The following is a 16,474-nucleotide window of genomic DNA, read 5'->3' as shown; positions in this document are numbered from 1 at the left end:
CTGGGCCTGACCCGTTTTGACGGACATCTGAGATCAGGGGTTCTGCCCCTGGAAGGATGTCCTTATGAAGACCACGGGCTCGAACAAGCCCCGGCGTCCTCGTCGTGCGTTCACCCCGGAGTTCAAGGCGGAGATCGTCGAGCAGTGCCAGCGTGGTGACCGCTCGATCGCCCAGGTCGCGAAGGACTTCGACCTGACCGAGACCGCCGTGCGCGAGTGGGTCCGCCAGGCCGAACGTGACGCCGGGACCCGCGAGGACGGCGGGCTGAGCAGCGATGAGAAGGCCGAGCTGGCCGCGTTGCGGCGGGAGAACCGGCGGCTGCGTGAGGACGTGGAGATCCTCAAGCGGGCCACGGCTTTCTTCGCGAAGGAGACCCGGTGAACGTGTATCCGTTCATCGAGGCGGAGAACGCCGGCAGCGGCAACGTCAAGCGTGCCTGCGAGTTGCTCAAGGTCTCCCGTGCCGCCTACTACACCCGCCGTGCCAACGGCCCGTCCGCCCGTGACCGCGTCGACGCCGCGCTGACCGAGAAGATCATCGCGGTGCACGACGAGTCGAACGGCACCTACGGGACGCCGCGGATCCACGCCGAGCTCGCCGACCAGGGGCATCGGCACTCCCGCAAGCGCGTCGCCCGGCTCCTGCGCGAAGCCGGCCGAGCCGGGCGGGCGCCGAAACGCTGGCGCACCACCACGATCCCCGACCCGGCCGCGACCACCCCGGCCGACCTGATCAAGCGGGATTTCTCTTGCAGCGCAAGAGAAATCAACAGCAGGTGGTGCGGCGACATCACCTACATCAACACCTGGGAAGGCTGGCTCTACCTCGCGACCGTGATCGACCTCGGCTCCCGGCGCGTCGTCGGCTGGGCCACCGCCGATCACCTGCGCACCGACCTGGTCGAGCAGGCCCTGCACAACGCCGTCACCCAGCGCCGACCCGAGCCAGGAGTGATCTTCCACTCCGACAGGGGCTGTCAATACACCTCCAGTCAGTACGCCCGCGCGGCCACCGACGCCGGAGTGCGGCTATCCGTCGGCCGCAAGGGCCAATGCTGGGACAACGCGGTCGCCGAATCGTTCTTCGCCACCATCAAGACCGAGCTGCTCGACCGGCAGCCCTGGCCCACGAAAGCCAAGGCACACAAGGCAATCTTCGAATACATCGAAGGTTGGTACAACACCCGCCGACGGCATTCCAGCCTCGGCTACCTCAGCCCCGCCACCTACGAAGCCACCCGATACCAGCCTGCCGATCAGGTAGCGTGACCACACCTCATCGACCCTGTCCGTCAAAACGGGGCAGCCCCAGCCCCGCCAGCGTGCGAGATGTGTCGAGTCGAAGACGAGGTATGGGACCTCCGGGCGGTCCATGTGACCGGGCATCGAGCGCAAGGCCTCATCAAATGCACGCATGCTCGCCCGATGGTCGCCATTCGCCGCGCAAGCCTCGCCATGACCAGCGGTCAACCACGAGTAGAGCAGCCTCGGGGCTCGCCCTTTGGAGATTGTGCACGCATAGTCCGTCAACTCGACCGCGGCGTGCGTCTCGCCGATGTCGAGCAACACGACTGCTTGGCCAGCACACGCGTACGCCTCAAGCTCGCACGAACGCGCCTCCCGCGCGGCCATTCGCGCCACGTCATAGTGGTCCCACGAATCACTGACGTCGCCCTGATCCAACGACTGCCAACCGGCGAGCGCGGACGAGTCAACAAGTACCTCGGCGAGGCTCGATCGGATCGACTGACTCAGGACGTCGCGGAGTGCGCGTTCCATCTGAGCGATCTGCGCACGCAGCTCGCCGAGCAACGCGGACGCGCCCAGTCGACGATCAATCACGCGAGTGATGTCAAGCTTCTGCCTCAGCAGTGAGACGGTGTGCATGTCGAGCTTTCGCCCGGCTGCGATCCTCGCGCGTAGACCAAGATCAGCATCTGTATAGGCTGGCTCGGCCTCCCTGACCGGTGCTAGCAGCCGCTCCACCGGCACGCTGAGCATTTCCTCAAGCAGGCGCCTCGTTGACTGGCGCACGGGTCCCAGCGGCTTGCCGTCAGCTCGAACGCCCGACGCGAACCGTTGCACGTGACGAGCACTCAGCGTGGCATCCATCCCCCGTTCACGTGCGAACTTCTCGGCCGCCTCGCTGAACTCCTCGGCGGTTTGCCGCCGCCGCCGAAGCAGCGCTCCGAACAACGTCCCTGGCTGCCCATTCTGATGCCGCGGATTCATGGGCTGACCTCTCCATCTCGCTAATGTCAGCGCTGATGAGTGTAGGTCGCGAGAGGTCGCCTTAGGTCTCTGCCTGGTCATTTACACCCGACCTGCCGTCAAAGAAGCTGATGTTGGCGGATCTGAGGTCTACGGAGGCGGTGACGGGCATGGTGTGGGACGAGACGGGGATCTTGCTGTTCCTCCTCTGGCTGGTGCTGCCTCCTCTCTACGTCGTGTTGCTCGGCAGGCACTACCTCCGTCGCTGCGTTGACGCCGCGCAGAGGGCCGTGTGGGCGCGTGAAGAGCTACGGGAAGCCCTCGAAGGCGTCCGGGCCAGTCTTCGAACGAGTACGAGGAACTAGACATGCCAAAAAGGACCTCCACCGCGCGCGGACGGGAGTTCGGCGCCGGCGTCCGCGCAGCCATTGCGGGTGCGGGCCTGACGTCGCGTGCAGCTGCCGAGATCGTGGACTGGGACGAGGCCAAGCTGTCTGATGTGGTGACCGGCAAAGGTGGAGCCAGTCAGCTCGAAATCGCGACGCTGTTAGGCGCCTGTCGAGCCAAGGCCACTGAAGTCGCCCACCTGTTGTCGCTGTACCCGGAGACGCACATCAGGGGCTGGTGGCAGCAACACGGCACGTGTGCACCTATCTGGCTTCGCACGTTCGCTGAGAACCTGGCCGTGGCCGAGTCGCTGACGAGCTGGCACACGCACGCAGTGCCATTGTTCCTCCAGATGGCCGATTACACGCGTGAGGTGCTGCTCGCGTCCGCGACGGTGCCAGCGTCCGAGTTGGACGCTCGGATGAAGGCGCAGTTCGCGATGCAGGAGCTGCTACGCGGTGGCAAGAAGTGCAACTTCTTCATCCACGAGTTGGCCCTGCACCTGAATGTCGGTGGTGCGGAGGTCCACGCCGGGCAGTTGTTGCACCTCCTGCTCATGGCGAGGTGGGCGAACGTCTCCATCCGGATCGTGCCTGCTGCACTTGGCGCGCATCCTGGCCTCGCAGGGCCGTTCACCCTCCTGACGTTTGCGAAGCACCAACCGCTGGTGTGGGTGGATACCGAGAACTCCAGCCTGATCGCTGAGGCAAAGGACGCGATCGCGGGCTACGAGAAGGTCATTCGCGCGCTCGACGCGAAGAGCTTGGACGAGGCCGCTTCCAAAGCGCTGATTGTCCGTCTCTACGACGCCATATGTCCTCCCGGCGACGAAGCGGCAAGGCGCAAGTCTGTCTGTTGAGGACACAAGAGCCGCCAGCCTCCGGACTCCGTCTCACACAACCGGGGTTGGCATGGGGAGCTGACGCGGTGTGCGGCACCGCGTCAGCTTCACCTACGTACCGTAGCGAGCCGAACATGCCCAAGAACTTCAAATCCAGCCTTCTGAACCGCGCGATTGGTCGAGCGCTTGCGTTGTGGCGCAGGGAAAGCGGCTTGAGCCTGGCGGAGGTAGGCGAGCGTGTGGGTTGGTCGTCAGCCAAGACGTCCATGATGCAGAACGCGCTTGTCCCGATCGTTGACGTTGACGTTGTCGCGCTTGCCCTGGTGTACAGGGTCAGCGGCGAGCGACGGAAGCCCGTGTTGCTGGGAGCGCAGCGCGCACGCGATCCTCTGCGGTTCGACCTGCTGAACGGCGATGCCTCGTCCTGCGTCGGGTGGACGTACGCCGAGGTTGAGGCCGAAGCGAGCTACGCGCAGGTGGTCGCGCTCGACGTGCTGCCCCCGGTCATCCGGACGCCGGAGTACGAGTCTGCCTTGCGGGGTGTCCAGGTGGACGCGGTGTCCGAGCAGGGGCATCGCCACTACGGCGATGCTCACCGCGCGCGAGTGATGCGGCACCTCAGTGAGGGGCCGTCGCTGCGGCTGGATCTCGTCGTGGGAGCGTCGGTTCTGCGGCGGCCAGTTGGTGGTGCACTGGTGATGGCGGATCAGTTGCTGCGACTGGCCGCGTTCGCGGAGCTTCCGGGCGTGCGGGTGTGGCTGGTGCCGGATGAGCTGGGAGCCTTCGCGGGGATGACGTCGTTCACCCTGTTGTCGTTCCGTGAGGACGAGTTCGAGGACGTGGTGTACCTCGACAGCCTGCACAGCGGGACGTGGCTCGAAGCGGAGCGCGAGCGGCGACCGTACGCCGAAACCTTCGAGCGATTGGTGACCGGGGCGCTTCCGGCCGACGCCACCGCCGAGCGACTGATCGAAGCTGCACAGTCCCTCAAGGACAAGGCCGACCAACTGTCGTGACGCGTCTTGTGCCCTGTTACCGCAGGTGTCCAACAGGGCATGACTCGCCGTCTAAGGGCCGAACTTTCCAGTGGTGCGCTTCGATTCCCATCGGTCGAGTTGATGCAGAGCATCCTTGCTGTAGCCGATCGACCTCATGGCTTCCTTGACACGGTCCACGTCGAGGCCAGCCCCGCGAAGTTCGCCCATCACCTTGGGCATGAGCGACTCACTCTGAGAGTTCCGCGACCAGGCGTTGTTGCCGAGATGATCGAGGAAGTCCAGCAGTTCGGCCTGCTCCTCAGTGAACCCCTGCCAGGCGAAGCCGCTTGGTTTCCGTGCCATCAGAACAAGATACGTTGGTCGGAGGACGTACCATCGTCATCCGACGTGTCCAATCGTGAATCTCGATCGAACATGATCGAGTGAGACATCAGAGAAGCCGCTTGTGACGGGTCGGCCGTGTGCGGCGCCGGTGTCGGGATGGCGCGGCACGCGGCCGTTTTCCCGTGGTTGTGATGGTTCATCCGTCACGCGTCACACCCGTCACGGCGGCCCGTTTCCGCTGGTGAACACCGGTTTTGCATCCGTCACAGGGCGTGTGACGCGTGACAGGTCCGCTGGGACGGGTTGTGACGGGTCAGCGGTCATAGTCGATCACCTCTGCCTCGATCACTGCGGCGGCGCGGGCACGCTGGATCGCCGCGCGGATGTCGGCGACGGCGTAGCCGCGTACCTGCTTTACGCCGTCCTCGGTGGGCACGCGGTCGCGGGTGGGGCTACAGCCGAACTCGGCCATGTCGAGCCCGAATCCCTTGGGCTCGACTCCCAACGCGTCCACAAGTTCGGCCGTGGGTACGAAGCCCCGTCCGTCATCGCTGCCGAGATCATCAGCGAGGTAGTCCACAACGGACGCCAGCGGTTCCGGTAGCTCGATCTCGTCCACGCGCTCGGCATCGGCGGGTGCGGGTGTACCGCCACCGATGGCCTTCGCCACGGCCGCGTGGTCGAGCACCGGTTGGGATGCCTGTCCGGCGGCGTGTCCGGTGAGCGTGCCTTCCGCCTCGCGCAAGGCTCGCCCGCGTTGGCAGATCTCCCTCCAGTCCTCGTTGGGCATGTAGAACGTGCGCACGGTCAGCGCGAGCACATCGGCGCCGGCCTGAGTCTCGCCGTCCGGCCGCAGGATGCCTACACCCTTGTGGGAGGGCAGGAGACGGCTGGAGTCGTACCCGCGTGTGTTCATCTGCTCGCCCAGGATGATGTTGCTGTCCCTCCAGTCCATCACTCGCAATGCGAACCGCGACCCGAGCACGGCGCGCAGACTGGACGGGATGGTCTTGCTGTCCGGCCGTTGCGTCGCGAGCACCAGGATCACCCCGGCGGCCGGCGCCTTCTTCGCCAGCCAGGTCAGCAACTCTCCGATGTACTCGCCAGCGGTGAGCTTCTTTCCTTGCACCTCAACAGGAGTACGGTCCTCCAACGGAATCTGAACCTCATCCACGACCAGGGCCGTGATCGGCATGTCCAGCGCTGGATCACGGGACATTTCCGGTGTCACCTTCGACTCCGGGCACGTCAGGTCATCGAGATCCTGCATCCGCCGGTAGCGGCCCTGGACATCGGCGACCAGTTCCACGAGCCAGTCCAGGAACCCGAGCACGTGTCCGCTGTCGTCGCCAGACATGAACCGGTGCGCGACTTGCTCGGCTGCCTTCCAGTCCTTGCCGCTCTTGAAGTCCGCCACGTACAGCCTGGTGTGCGGGTCCAAGATCAAGCCCGCGGCCGCCAACCGTTCGGCCATTGTCTTGCCCTGCCTGGGAATCGCGCCGATCAGGACCGACGTCCACACCAACGGCAGGTCGATCCGGCGTCCGCGTGCGTCGGCGCCGAACGGCACCGGCCGCCACGCATCCCACCGATGCACCGCCAGCAATGGTGTCCGGATGGGTGGCTTGGCGTAGGGGTCCTCATCGGCCACCCACATGGCCACCCGTCCAGCGTGCCCGCCGTTGCCGCGCACCCGCTCCACACTGAGCTGGATCTCATCCACCGCGAGCGCGGAGGCGAGCGCTTCCCGGTGCTTGACGACATCGGCCGCCTTACGGGTGGCTGGGAGATCGACCGTGACCGCCCATCCCTCACCCCTGCGCGTGGCCCGGTCGACCAGGCGCAGCGTCTCGTCCTTCCCGATGAGCTTCGCGTCCCTGAACGCGTCCACGAGCACCTGAGGATCCATCGTCCACGTGAGCGTGCGGGGACCCGCAAGCACCGCCTTACGTCCAGGGCTGCCGTCCTTGCGCCTGCCGAGGATCGCCAGCGCCACGGCGACTACAACGCCGGCGATCCACAGCACCCGGTGCCCGTACACGAGATCGAGCACCGCGAGCACGACCACCACCATGACCACCGCGGGCCCGGTGACCTTCCACCTGAACAACGTCAACTCACGAATGTCGGTAAACTTGTCCGCGAGCTTCTCCGACTGCTCGGCAGCCTCCCGGTAGTCCCGCACAGTGACCCACGAACGCCACCACCGGACCGCGACCACCAGGCCGCGCACGACCGCACCCATGAACCGGAACGGTGAACGCAACACGGCCACCACGAGATCCTTCACGGCCTGCACCGCGTGAATGCGATTCTTCGCCCACAACGGCACACGCGGTGACCGCCGCCACCAGTTCACGGCCCGCCCACGCCACGATGTCCGCTCGACCGGCGGGACGTCGTTCACGAACTCGCCTTCGAGCACCGCACTCACAGGCAGGGAGGAGTCCACGCCGACGAGTTCTCCATCGCGATCACTCATCGCCGTCACCTCCCTGCACCTCGGCCGCGAGGGTGGTCGCCAACCGCGACGACAGCCCGCGCGAGCAGCCGGTGACACCGCGCACCCACGCCGGACTCACCACGACACCAGGCGACCACGCTTCACGTGCCATCGTCAGATACTCCGAGAACGACACCCGATTCTGCGGACGCTTGTTGTTGCGCTGCTTGGGTTTCACAGGTTCATGAACGGCCTTCGTGGGCAAGTCCGCGGCGACTGGCACCGTGCGCATGGACGCTTCCGTGAACGCCGCTGCAACCGCCTCGGTCAGCTTGTCGCGCAGATCCGTGACCGCTTCAGCGGCGACGAACACCACCAGCGGCGGAACCGAGTGCAGCACCACGCCCGACACCGACCCGGCCGCCCACGAGTGCCACGTGTTCATCACGTACGTGGCCGCGAGCGTGAACCACTTCGCCCGACGCGTCCACGCACCCGTGCGCACCTGATACCGCGCAGTCACCTGCTCGGCTCGCAGGATGGCCAGCAGCACCAGCGACACCGTGGGATCGAGCAACCACGCTGCCAGCCACGGCAACGACCACACCGACGTACCCGCCGCCGCGAACGACTGCACGTTGGTCATCGTGAACCCGAGACCCAGCACGATCCCTGCCCAACACAAACGGTCCACCTGAGCGCGCACCCGCTCGACCCGCAACGCGATCACGTCCGGATGCGTCGCGTACGCCCGCAGCTCCGCGGCCTCCGCCGCATCAGCGGCAAGCTTCGCCGCCGGGCCGGGCGGCCGCCCGAAGGTGGCCGCCCCTTCCCGAACCTTCTCGAGTGCCGTCCTCATCGCCGGTCACCCCGGCTACGAGAACTCTCGTACGAGGTGATCGTGAGTGCCTTCGTCAGCGTGTATGCCGCGAACAACGCCGGCAGCCCGAGGACCACGAGCAACAACACCGTGTCGCCCCGATGCGCGATCACCAGCCACTGCACGCCCACGATCACTCCGGCTATCACCAGCACTCGACCGGTCAGCGACAGCAGTCGAGCACCAGCACGAGCCGCGTTCGCCGTCGCCTTCGCCCGGCGGACGCTTGCCCGCCAGACCCACAGCAGCACCACGACCACACCCACCACAGCGAGGATCTGCGTCGGAGTCAGGTTGATCGTCATGACGACCCACCTCCTTCACGGCGGGCACGCCACGCCCGGTACACCTGACGGCGGTCCTCTTGCGAGAGGCCACCCCACACACCCACGGTGTCCTCACCGGCCGTGCGCAACTCCAGCTCCAAGCACACGCTCCGGATCGGGCAGTCCGCGCACAGCCGCGCGGCAGCCTCGCTGTCGGTGATCTCCTCTTTCTCCCACTCAGGGCCGTCCTCGTTGGCCCACAACCACATGCACGCACCGTCCCGCGTCACGATCTCCAGCAGGACCCCATCCGGCACCTTCGCGTAGCGGTCGAGCTCCGCCGCCACGAGTTCGTAGTAGTTCTCCTGGTTCACCACACACCGCCGATCCGCTGCTGGTACTCGCGGAACTCGCGCTGGTCGGCGGCCCACTTCGCGACGTCGACCACGCCGCCGGTGTCGGATGCCTGCTTGGCCAGCTCCTCCACTGCTCGGGCAGGCACCACGTATCGCGTCCGCAACCGGATCGCAGGGAACGAGTTCTCCCTGATGGCCCGGTAGATGGTCGCTGCATCCACTCGCAAGATCTGTGCCGCTTCGGGCACTGTGTAGAAGGTGGGCGGGGAAGCCCCCGTACGCGTTGCTGTACTCATCAGAGTGTGCCTTTCGGAAGACTGATTTCTTCTTCGAAGGCGCTGACATCGGCGTCAATAACTGTCGATTATCCGCTGATGTCCGCGCTAGATCCCTTCTCTGCCTGCAAGCCGCGCTAATGTCGGCGCTGAGGCGGAGCACGGAGGCACACGTGACGGAGGATTGGTCGGCGGTCGCGGAGGCAATCAATGCCCGTGCGAACGAGCTGACTCTGAAACAAAGGGAAATCGCCGAAAGATCCGGCGTGTCCCTCGCGATCGTTCGCGAGATTCAGCAGGGCCGGATTCAGCGCCGACGGAGCCCACGCACCCTCGAAGCGCTGTCGATCGGGCTCGACTGGCACCCGGAGCACCTGTCGGCTGTGCTGCAAGGGAAGCGACCGCCTGAGATCGGTCCCCCTGCCGAGACCTTCGACCCGGTCGTCCCGCTGTTGCAGACGATCATTCGCGAGCTTCGGGGACTTCGCGCCCAAGTCGGAACGCTGGCAAGTCGCATTGACGATGGGAGCCGTCAAAAGGACTAGCCGGAATTCACTAGTCGGATTCGGTGTTCCTGTCATGGGAACAGCAGACCGCTTAGAGAAGGGTGAAGATAATTGCCCGCGGTTAGCAAGCGGGCTGTTAGGAGGAGTTAAGTTCGCAGGTCACGGCCGTTAGGAACGGGGGAACGTGACGAGGAGAAAACGCGGCGAACCGCCGCGAACGCGGTTGCAGGCGGTTCGCGAAGAGCTGGGACACACGCAGGACCACGTAGCTAGGTACTTCCTCAAGCGTGGCCCTCAGATAGGCGTTGCAGTGGCGTCTGCGTCAGCGCTGGGCATCATGATCTCGCGCTGGGAGAACGGCCACGTCGAAGTCACGGAGCCCAGCTACCAGCGACTGTTCCGTGAGGTCTACGGCCGCTCAAACGAAGAGCTTGGATTCCCTCCCGAGATGACGAGCCAGTCTGCCGAGGAGCTGCGTGATCGCCTTGTGGTGGCGCGCAACATCGACACGGCGATGCTCGATCTGTTCCAACGTCAGGTGAACGACCTACGCAGCTCAGACCGCCAGTTCGGCGCGCAGGTCGTCCTCGACCAACTGAACAACCTCGTCCGGCAGATCGAAGACGTGCGGGTGTTCAGCGTCAGTTCCAAGCATCGCGAGCGCCTCGCCGCGATCCTCACCGACGCGCGAACACTTGCCGGGTGGACGGCACTCGATCGGGGCTCGCAGCTCCAAGCGTGGCAGTACCACGAGGACGCGAAAGTCTCTGCGAGAGAAGCGGATTCGCCGCAACTGCTCGCACACGCCGCCGCACAGCAGGCCGTGATCCTGCTCGACATCGGAGAGCCAGCGGCAGCAGTCGAACTGCTGGAGTACGCACGCTACGTGGCGGAGCACCGGGCGCCGTCACTTCTACGGAGTTGGCTTGCAGCTGCACACGGCGAAGGCCTTGCAGCTGCTGGCGACCGTGACGCCTCACTACGCGCCTTCGATGACGCAAGCTCTTTGCTGCCAACGAATCCTGTCCACCCTGAGATGCCGTTCCTGCTCCTCAACGATGGCCAACTCGTGCGATGGCGCGGCAACGCCCTTCTCCGACTCGGAGACCCGGACGCGATCACGCAGCTTGAAGTCGCGGTTGCCGACCTCGTCCGACCGGAGCGATCAGCGGTACGCGGCCTGACGAACACCTACGTCGATCTCGCGTTCGCGTACGCCGCCGCCGGCGACGGCCGAGGAGCGATCGAGTACGCGCGCAAAGCGCGGCAACTCGCAACGCGTATCGGCTCGGACCGCCAGCGGCAGCGACTTGCGAACCTGGAGCTACCTCTCCCCAGGGGCGGTGGCGACGTTGCGTGAAGCCAAGTAGTACAGCAATGGCACGATCGCGCCGGAGCCAAGGACTTCGCCGCGTTGCACCAGTTCGAGAACGCGGCTGACTGGAATCCACTCGATCCGAGCGGCTTCCTCCGCGTCAGTAGGCTCTCCTACCTTCTCCGCTGCCCTCCACACGTATGCGTTCACAGGCGCGTCGATAATGCCGGGAAGTGGCTGGAAGGTACCGATGTGCTCCGGCTCGCCGATCGGACGCCAGCCTGTCTCTTCCTCCGCTTCACGCGCGGCCGTGACCGCTGGCTCCTCGCCGTCCTCGACCAGGCCGCCGATCAGCTCATAGCCCCACTGGTCTACTGCGAACCTGTAGCGCCACAGCGTTAGCACCTCTTCGCTGTCGTTTACGAGCAGCGCCACAGCCACGTGGTCAAGCCTTACGACGTGGTGCTCGAACCGACTGCCGTCGGGCGGCTCAACCTCAACAAGGTCCACTTTTACCCAGCGATTGTCATAAACCGTCCTCCTGCCGTGCACCTGCCACTTCAATTCCTCCGGATACTCCGTCACACGAGCAGCATACGAGGCGCGCCGCAAGATGACTACTCATCATCTGGAAAGAAAGAAAGCTGGGACGCATGCGACACCAGGGTGACATGAAGTTTTGGCAGCCCCTCGACAATCTTTGCGTAAGGAATAGGAGTGCCGATCGGAATTGCAAGTGACCTCAGTTTTGGCATTTCCCGAAGAAAGCTAATATCCCTTAGTGGACTTCCATCAATCACCAACGAGCTCAGGTTGGACAGCGACCTCAACGGAGCTAGATCCAGTTCATCGAAGTTGGTGATAGACAGCGACCCTAGGGTTTCAGACCAGCGGGCCAATCCAGAAAGATCCCTTAGTTCAGGGCAGTTCTTCAGCATTACCGAAGTCGGCCCGTCGAGAAAGTTGAGCTGGTCCACACTTCGCAGACTGCTTATCTCTTCGAGGCGCAACGAATTTAGACGCCAGCCCGGTTCTATCTGAGCGAATTCCGCAGCATCCACTCCTCGAACAACACCAATTGAAGACAGGTTTGACAGCGCTCTAAGTGAAGCAAAGTTCTCGACTTCAACAAACCCGAAAAACTCCAAAGATTTTAGGTTCGCCAAACCCATCAACGCATTCGCATTAAGCACCCACGGGCCGTTTCGATGAAGCAACCAGAGAGAAAGCTCCTCCAGACATGACGGCAAGAGCCCCATCGAGAACATTACGTTTGCGTCAAGAGAAAGGGTGATACTGCGGATGTTCCGCATTCTAGTCAGTGCGTGCGCCTTAACCGGATCATCGACATAGAGCCAGCCTGGCGTCATTTCAGAGATAATCGCTTCCGCATAGATTTCCTCGTCAAACCTTCTCCACGAGCGAAATAGTTCATCTTGAACACTTTTTCGCGTATCGTGAACAAATCTTTTGATCAGAGGAATAGCCTCGTCGGACCCTGTTTCAACGATAGCCCGAATTGTATTTACGGTCTCCTTTGCATTTCCAGGTCGCGATTTCGCCAGAAGATCAAGAACAAAAGTGCCTGCAGAGGCGAAAGATTTCGCTGCAGTAAGCGTCTTCGGCGGCAGCAGCGTCGCTGCCCTCTCATGAATGATTGATCTAAGCTCTGCACTCAGGGTTGGCGCGGTTTCCAAACATGCCAATGCGAGCAACACCAAAGTGTCATGCTTATCGGATTCCGTATCAGCCCGCTTCAGAAGTCCAGAGAGCAGCTCCTCCCTCTGCTGGCTGGAAGCATGTCCGACAGCCATAACGACTACCTCATGCCACTGATCAACATGTGCATTGGCTACAAGCGTTCCAACATCATCGGAATCTAGCACCGCAGTGCGAGCACATAGGTATTCCTGGAACGTACGGTGAATGAAATCAACTCTTCCATAGACCGGTTCCCTGAGAAGTCCAGATCTCTCCAGAAGATTCCGGTAAACGCTGCGGGCATTGTGCCTGACCTGTGGCATCAGGACCAGCTGCCGCTTCAGCTGCTCAATGGCTCGCTCGGTCTCAATATCACTACGACTGTTTCGGATAAGCCAGTACGCGAGATGCCCCAACAGGAGCGTCTTCGCAGTCCTGCTAAATCCCTCAAGACCAGATATTTGCCGCTCAAGATCCCGACGCTCAAGCATCATCTGCATTGCAACGTCATAGAGCTCGATCCGGTTTTCGGGCAGGACCGCTCGCCGATCTTTATGCAACGCACAGAGAAGCGCACATAGCAGGGGATAACCTGCCAACCTTCTTAAGTGACTGTTTGTTTCAAGCTTTTCCAGCAGCCCATCTTTGTAGACTTCAATCTCAGATTTATACTCTTCATCCACGCTAAGTGAGCGCATAGCGTCATGCCAACGCTCGACAAATACACGGACATCTCGGACCGCCATGGGCTCAAGATCGACCACGCTGAAATCTTGCTCGCTCAGCCACTCAGGAGCTGCGGCGCCTGGGCGAGACGTCACGATATATCGAGCGTCGGGAAACTGCTCGACAATATCGTTAAGCCAGTTTCGGACTTCGATCCTCCTGCTTGAGGGGAGCTCATCGACGCCATCAATTAGTACGATGGCGTCACCGCGGCGAAGCAGTCCCTGAACCCACCCTTTCGGCATCTCGTCAGCGATGTGCCTGCCAACTTCGTCAAGGAATCGCTCTGGCGCCGGAAATTCCTTGTCAACATATCGCCTAAGCGGTATAAGGAACGGAATAGTACTGTTCCACGGAGCAAGTTCGTCAGGAAAATCCCGCAGAGAGCTGCGGACGGCGATCCAATAGAGCAAGGTAGTCTTGCCGAGCCCAGCTTCACCGCGAATAAAGAGCCGCTTGTTATCTACAAGAATCTCATCAACTCGCGTGCTTGGATTCGATCCTTCGTCTACGTCACTTCTTGAAGCCGTAAGGCTAATATAGGCGACCGTAAGTGGATACCTCCGGCTCGCATCCGTCAGTGTTACCCCAAACATCTCGATATTGTCGAGTTTCCGGGCGACCAGCTGACGGTAGTCGTAATCGAAGCCGAAAGAGCGATCTCTTTGCGGCAGCCTGGACAGCACCTCCCGAATTCCATCTATTATCTCGCGGTCGCGACGCAGGAGCTCAGTCAGAGCACTAGAAGAAAATTGCGGAAGGCCTCGGGATATCTCGATAACATATCCGCAACTTTCTCTCAGCAGCAAGTTGTAGAAGCTGGCGCCGTCGGCCGAGAGAAGATCCGTCTGGCTGCCAGCGCGTTTGCGAATTGCCCGATCCAGATGACCGGCATCCAAATCTGCAGCGAAAAGATCACTGTCAACTATGGGCGCTTCCTCAAAGGTCGCACGCACGGCCTCAATCGCGGCAAGCTTCTCATTATTTGACAGGCTGCGAAATTCCACCTCCACCAGCGGCTCTAGGCGCTCTGCAATAGCTTCGGCAAAGTCATCCATTAGCCGGCTGAACTTGCGTTTGTCGCGGTGCTTAGTCAGCCGCGCAGATGCGACGTCGACTGCGCTTGCGGTCACTTCTGCAGCGACCTTCTGATCACCTAGCCAAAGCTTGGCGGCAGTCCGAACTGCCACGGTGCCGAGCTGGATAAGTGCGGCTTCGAGCGACATCGCACCATCTAAGCGCAGCACGCTGGCTCTCGCGCAGAGTTCACCCCGAACGGAGCATCCAAACCGCAACGCTCACGATCGGCCGTCCGAAGGCGTGATGCCCCCGCCTAGCTGAGTGGGCCGCCAGGGACTCGAACCCTGAACCCGATGATTAAAAGTCACCTGCTCTGCCAATTGAGCTAGCAGCCCTTGGGGACAGACTACCGACCCCTGCATCCGAGTTGTCCAGGGTGGTCCCGTCTCGGGCTGTGGCGGCGGCCACGCACCACTCTGCCGCGCTAGCAGACCCGCATGTTGAGGGGGACAAGCCCAAGGTCAGACTGAGTGGATCTTGTCCTGGCGTCTGTCCTGTAACCCAGGTCGGGAAGGTGCACCTGGTGCCTGTCCAGGACGCCCACGAACACCTAAAGTCGCTGGTAAGCCTGGTCTGACCGAGTGAACTTTGGTCTTTTAATCTTCGGGTTCAGGGTTCGAGTCCCTGGCGGCCCACCAAACCCCCAGGTCACAGGCCTGGGGGTTTCGTTTGCTCGGGCAGCCCCACACTTGCCCCACACAGAAGCCTGGTGCCGACTCCTGCCTGGCTTCGCGAAGGAAGCAGCTGAGTTCCTGGGTAGCCGTCTGCACTGCTCTGCCAACGTGTGCCACGTGAGCGAAGTTGTAGAGCGGGTTGACGAACACGACCAGGTTCTTGGCGTCGTGGACAGGAGTGAGGCGATCCGTCGCGAGTGGCTGCATCGGATCGCGACGATCGTGTGTCGCGATGCTGACGGGCGGATACTCGTTCACCGCCGCCCAGATGACGTCCACCTGTTCCCAGGCCAACTGAACTGGATGTTCGGAGGCGCCGTCGGAGTGGCCGAGTCGTACGAAGACGCCGCCGCGCGGGAGTTGGAGGAGGAGCTCGGTGTGCGTGCTCGCCCTCGGTTCGTGTTCAAGTTCCTGTGTGCTGGCGCGATCAGCCCGTATTGGCTGGGTTTGCATGAGGTTGTGATCACCGGGAGTGTTCGGCCTGACCCCTCGGAGATCGCTTGGCATGACTGGCTGACTGAGTCGGAACTGGTTGATCTGGTTCGCGATCAGGCGTTCGTTCCCGACGCCCGCGAAGCCTTTGAGCGCTATCGCGCTCTGTCGTGAACTTCGACGGTGGACAACGACAGAGCTGATGCGACCCGCGCAGTGCGAGGCCCCGGGCCCGTCGCGCGGCCAACTGAAATCGCGTGCAGGCACGGCTTTCCGGCAAGTAGGGTGCGCGAGACCAAAGGGGGGTGCGGCATGACGAAGCTGAACCAGATCATCGCGGTGGAGAAGAGTGTCAAAGGGGGCACGCTTCGGGACCTCACCGACGCGCATCACGGGCTGCAGAAGCCCGCGCTGCTGGCCGGTATCTCCCGGACGTACCAGCCGAAGGACGAGGACGGCGAGGTGTTGCCGCCGGAGTCCACTCGCGTGCAGATCAAGGCCGAGGACGTGCTGCGGAAGACCGCCGGCGTGATGACCCGGCTCTTCGACGTCACTGCGACCAAGGACTGGGCCAACTGCGTCGCGAAGGCTGATGTGGTGGTGGACGGGCAGACGTTGCTTCGCGACGTGCCTGTGTCGTACCTGCTCTTTCTCGAGAAGCAGCTGACCGACCTGCACACCTTCGTGAAGAAGCTCCCCTTGCTGGACGCGGCCGAGGACTGGAACTTCGACGAGTCCGCCGACTACTGGCGCACTGAGCAGGTCCGGACCATCCGTACCAAGAAGGTGCCGCGCAACCACGTCAAGGCCGAGGCCACGGAGAAGCACCCGGCACAGGTCGAGGTGTACTACGAGGACATTCCGGTGGGGTACTGGACCACGGTGAAGTTCTCCGGTGCGCTGCCTGCCCGTCGGGTGAACGAGCTCGTCGACCGGGTGGAGAAGCTTCAGCACGCGGTGAAGTTCGCCCGCGAGGAAGCCAACAACATGGAGATCACCGACCAGCGTGTCGGTGAGGTCGTCTTCGACTACCTGTTCCGGTAGCGTCCACAGACTCCC

The 16,474-nt window shown here is 62.8% G+C and carries 17 protein-coding genes and 1 tRNA gene; 9 read left to right on the top strand and 9 right to left on the bottom strand.

Annotation, left to right across the window (positions count from 1 at the left end; translation table 11 throughout):
• Positions 1 to 64: 64 nt before the first annotated feature.
• The 5 genes from BM417_RS20120 (at position 65) to BM417_RS20095 (ending at position 4,455) form a co-directional block, all read left to right on the top strand.
• Positions 65 to 382 carry a transposase gene (locus BM417_RS20120; protein WP_093595980.1) on the top strand — a complete coding sequence of 106 codons (318 nt, stop codon included), beginning with the start codon at positions 65 to 67 and terminating at the stop codon, positions 380 to 382.
• The gene (locus tag BM417_RS20115) at positions 379 to 1,269 is read left to right on the top strand and encodes an IS3 family transposase (RefSeq protein WP_093595977.1); all 891 of its coding nucleotides are present in this window, start codon (positions 379 to 381) and stop codon (positions 1,267 to 1,269) included. Before BM417_RS20120 ends, BM417_RS20115 begins: the two co-directional genes overlap by 4 nt.
• A gap of 156 nt (positions 1,270 to 1,425) precedes the next feature.
• Positions 1,426 to 1,875, top strand: coding sequence for a hypothetical protein (locus BM417_RS48690; RefSeq protein WP_143138721.1), 450 nt, complete (start codon positions 1,426 to 1,428; stop codon positions 1,873 to 1,875).
• A gap of 703 nt (positions 1,876 to 2,578) precedes the next feature.
• On the top strand, positions 2,579 to 3,457 hold the full coding sequence (locus BM417_RS20100) for a DUF5753 domain-containing protein (protein WP_093595968.1): 879 nt from the start codon (positions 2,579 to 2,581) through the stop codon (positions 3,455 to 3,457).
• A gap of 116 nt (positions 3,458 to 3,573) precedes the next feature.
• Entirely contained in the window at positions 3,574 to 4,455 is an 882-nt protein-coding gene (locus BM417_RS20095; protein ID WP_177320496.1) for a helix-turn-helix domain-containing protein, read from the top strand.
• Between the two features lie 51 nt (positions 4,456 to 4,506).
• Here the strand turns inward: BM417_RS20095 and BM417_RS20090 are convergent, their stop codons facing one another.
• From BM417_RS20090 to BM417_RS20065, 6 genes are all read right to left on the bottom strand, one after another.
• Positions 4,507 to 4,779 (bottom strand): hypothetical protein, encoded by a 273-nt coding sequence (locus tag BM417_RS20090; protein ID WP_093595963.1) that lies wholly within the window; start codon positions 4,777 to 4,779, stop codon positions 4,507 to 4,509.
• A 295-nt stretch (positions 4,780 to 5,074) separates the two neighbouring features.
• Positions 5,075 to 7,243 carry an FtsK/SpoIIIE domain-containing protein gene (locus BM417_RS20085; protein ID WP_143138719.1) on the bottom strand — a complete coding sequence of 723 codons (2,169 nt, stop codon included), beginning with the start codon at positions 7,241 to 7,243 and terminating at the stop codon, positions 5,075 to 5,077.
• Positions 7,236 to 8,063 (bottom strand): hypothetical protein, encoded by an 828-nt coding sequence (locus BM417_RS20080; protein WP_245822015.1) that lies wholly within the window; start codon positions 8,061 to 8,063, stop codon positions 7,236 to 7,238. Before BM417_RS20080 ends, BM417_RS20085 begins: the two co-directional genes overlap by 8 nt.
• Positions 8,060 to 8,389, bottom strand: a complete 330-nt coding sequence (locus BM417_RS20075) for a hypothetical protein (RefSeq protein ID WP_093595960.1) — start codon at positions 8,387 to 8,389, stop codon at positions 8,060 to 8,062. Before BM417_RS20075 ends, BM417_RS20080 begins: the two co-directional genes overlap by 4 nt.
• Positions 8,386 to 8,724 carry a WhiB family transcriptional regulator gene (locus BM417_RS20070; RefSeq protein ID WP_322788974.1) on the bottom strand — a complete coding sequence of 113 codons (339 nt, stop codon included), beginning with the start codon at positions 8,722 to 8,724 and terminating at the stop codon, positions 8,386 to 8,388. Before BM417_RS20070 ends, BM417_RS20075 begins: the two co-directional genes overlap by 4 nt.
• Positions 8,721 to 9,002 carry a helix-turn-helix domain-containing protein gene (locus BM417_RS20065; RefSeq protein WP_093595957.1) on the bottom strand — a complete coding sequence of 94 codons (282 nt, stop codon included), beginning with the start codon at positions 9,000 to 9,002 and terminating at the stop codon, positions 8,721 to 8,723. Before BM417_RS20065 ends, BM417_RS20070 begins: the two co-directional genes overlap by 4 nt.
• A gap of 152 nt (positions 9,003 to 9,154) precedes the next feature.
• Here BM417_RS20065 and BM417_RS20060 point away from each other — a divergent pair, with 152 nt between their 5' ends.
• Together BM417_RS20060 and BM417_RS20055 are read left to right on the top strand one after the other, a co-directional pair.
• Positions 9,155 to 9,526: a hypothetical protein gene (locus tag BM417_RS20060; RefSeq protein WP_093596430.1), complete on the top strand. Its 372-nt coding sequence runs from the start codon at positions 9,155 to 9,157 to the stop codon at positions 9,524 to 9,526.
• A gap of 145 nt (positions 9,527 to 9,671) precedes the next feature.
• Positions 9,672 to 10,847: a helix-turn-helix domain-containing protein gene (locus tag BM417_RS20055; RefSeq protein ID WP_093595954.1), complete on the top strand. Its 1,176-nt coding sequence runs from the start codon at positions 9,672 to 9,674 to the stop codon at positions 10,845 to 10,847.
• Here the strand turns inward: BM417_RS20055 and BM417_RS20050 are convergent.
• The 3 genes from BM417_RS20050 to BM417_RS20040 all read right to left on the bottom strand — a co-directional run bounded on the left by BM417_RS20050 (position 10,812) and on the right by BM417_RS20040 (position 14,644).
• Positions 10,812 to 11,387, bottom strand: coding sequence for an NUDIX hydrolase (locus tag BM417_RS20050; RefSeq protein WP_245822013.1), 576 nt, complete (start codon positions 11,385 to 11,387; stop codon positions 10,812 to 10,814). The genes BM417_RS20055 and BM417_RS20050 overlap by 36 nt on opposite strands.
• A 32-nt stretch (positions 11,388 to 11,419) precedes the next feature.
• The gene (locus BM417_RS20045; protein WP_143138718.1) at positions 11,420 to 14,455 is read right to left on the bottom strand and encodes an NACHT domain-containing protein; all 3,036 of its coding nucleotides are present in this window, start codon (positions 14,453 to 14,455) and stop codon (positions 11,420 to 11,422) included.
• Between the two features lie 116 nt (positions 14,456 to 14,571).
• A tRNA-Lys gene (locus BM417_RS20040) sits at positions 14,572 to 14,644 on the bottom strand.
• 456 nt (positions 14,645 to 15,100) lie between these two features.
• Here BM417_RS20040 and BM417_RS20035 point away from each other — a divergent pair.
• Together BM417_RS20035 and BM417_RS20030 are read left to right on the top strand one after the other, a co-directional pair.
• Entirely contained in the window at positions 15,101 to 15,589 is a 489-nt protein-coding gene (locus BM417_RS20035; RefSeq protein WP_093596424.1) for an NUDIX hydrolase, read from the top strand.
• A 138-nt stretch (positions 15,590 to 15,727) separates the two neighbouring features.
• Positions 15,728 to 16,459, top strand: a complete 732-nt coding sequence (locus BM417_RS20030; RefSeq protein WP_093595949.1) for a DUF7873 family protein — start codon at positions 15,728 to 15,730, stop codon at positions 16,457 to 16,459.
• Positions 16,460 to 16,474: the final 15 nt, after the last annotated feature.

Source organism: Lentzea waywayandensis (assembly GCF_900115955.1).
Classification (GTDB): domain Bacteria; phylum Actinomycetota; class Actinomycetes; order Mycobacteriales; family Pseudonocardiaceae; genus Lentzea; species Lentzea waywayandensis.
This window is presented reverse-complemented; position numbering and strand designations above follow the sequence as displayed.

Coding starts and splice junctions, on each gene's coding strand:
- BM417_RS20120 (WP_093595980.1), top strand. CDS start 65: ATGAAGACCACGGGCTCGAACAAGCCCCGGCGTCCTCGTCGTGCGTTC.
- BM417_RS48690 (WP_143138721.1), top strand. CDS start 1,426: ATGGTCGCCATTCGCCGCGCAAGCCTCGCCATGACCAGCGGTCAACCA.
- BM417_RS20100 (WP_093595968.1), top strand. CDS start 2,579: ATGCCAAAAAGGACCTCCACCGCGCGCGGACGGGAGTTCGGCGCCGGC.
- BM417_RS20095 (WP_177320496.1), top strand. CDS start 3,574: ATGCCCAAGAACTTCAAATCCAGCCTTCTGAACCGCGCGATTGGTCGA.
- BM417_RS20090 (WP_093595963.1), bottom strand. CDS start 4,779: ATGGCACGGAAACCAAGCGGCTTCGCCTGGCAGGGGTTCACTGAGGAG.
- BM417_RS20085 (WP_143138719.1), bottom strand. CDS start 7,243: ATGAGTGATCGCGATGGAGAACTCGTCGGCGTGGACTCCTCCCTGCCT.
- BM417_RS20080 (WP_245822015.1), bottom strand. CDS start 8,063: ATGAGGACGGCACTCGAGAAGGTTCGGGAAGGGGCGGCCACCTTCGGG.
- BM417_RS20075 (WP_093595960.1), bottom strand. CDS start 8,389: ATGACGATCAACCTGACTCCGACGCAGATCCTCGCTGTGGTGGGTGTG.
- BM417_RS20065 (WP_093595957.1), bottom strand. CDS start 9,002: ATGAGTACAGCAACGCGTACGGGGGCTTCCCCGCCCACCTTCTACACA.
- BM417_RS20045 (WP_143138718.1), bottom strand. CDS start 14,455: ATGTCGCTCGAAGCCGCACTTATCCAGCTCGGCACCGTGGCAGTTCGG.
- BM417_RS20030 (WP_093595949.1), top strand. CDS start 15,728: ATGACGAAGCTGAACCAGATCATCGCGGTGGAGAAGAGTGTCAAAGGG.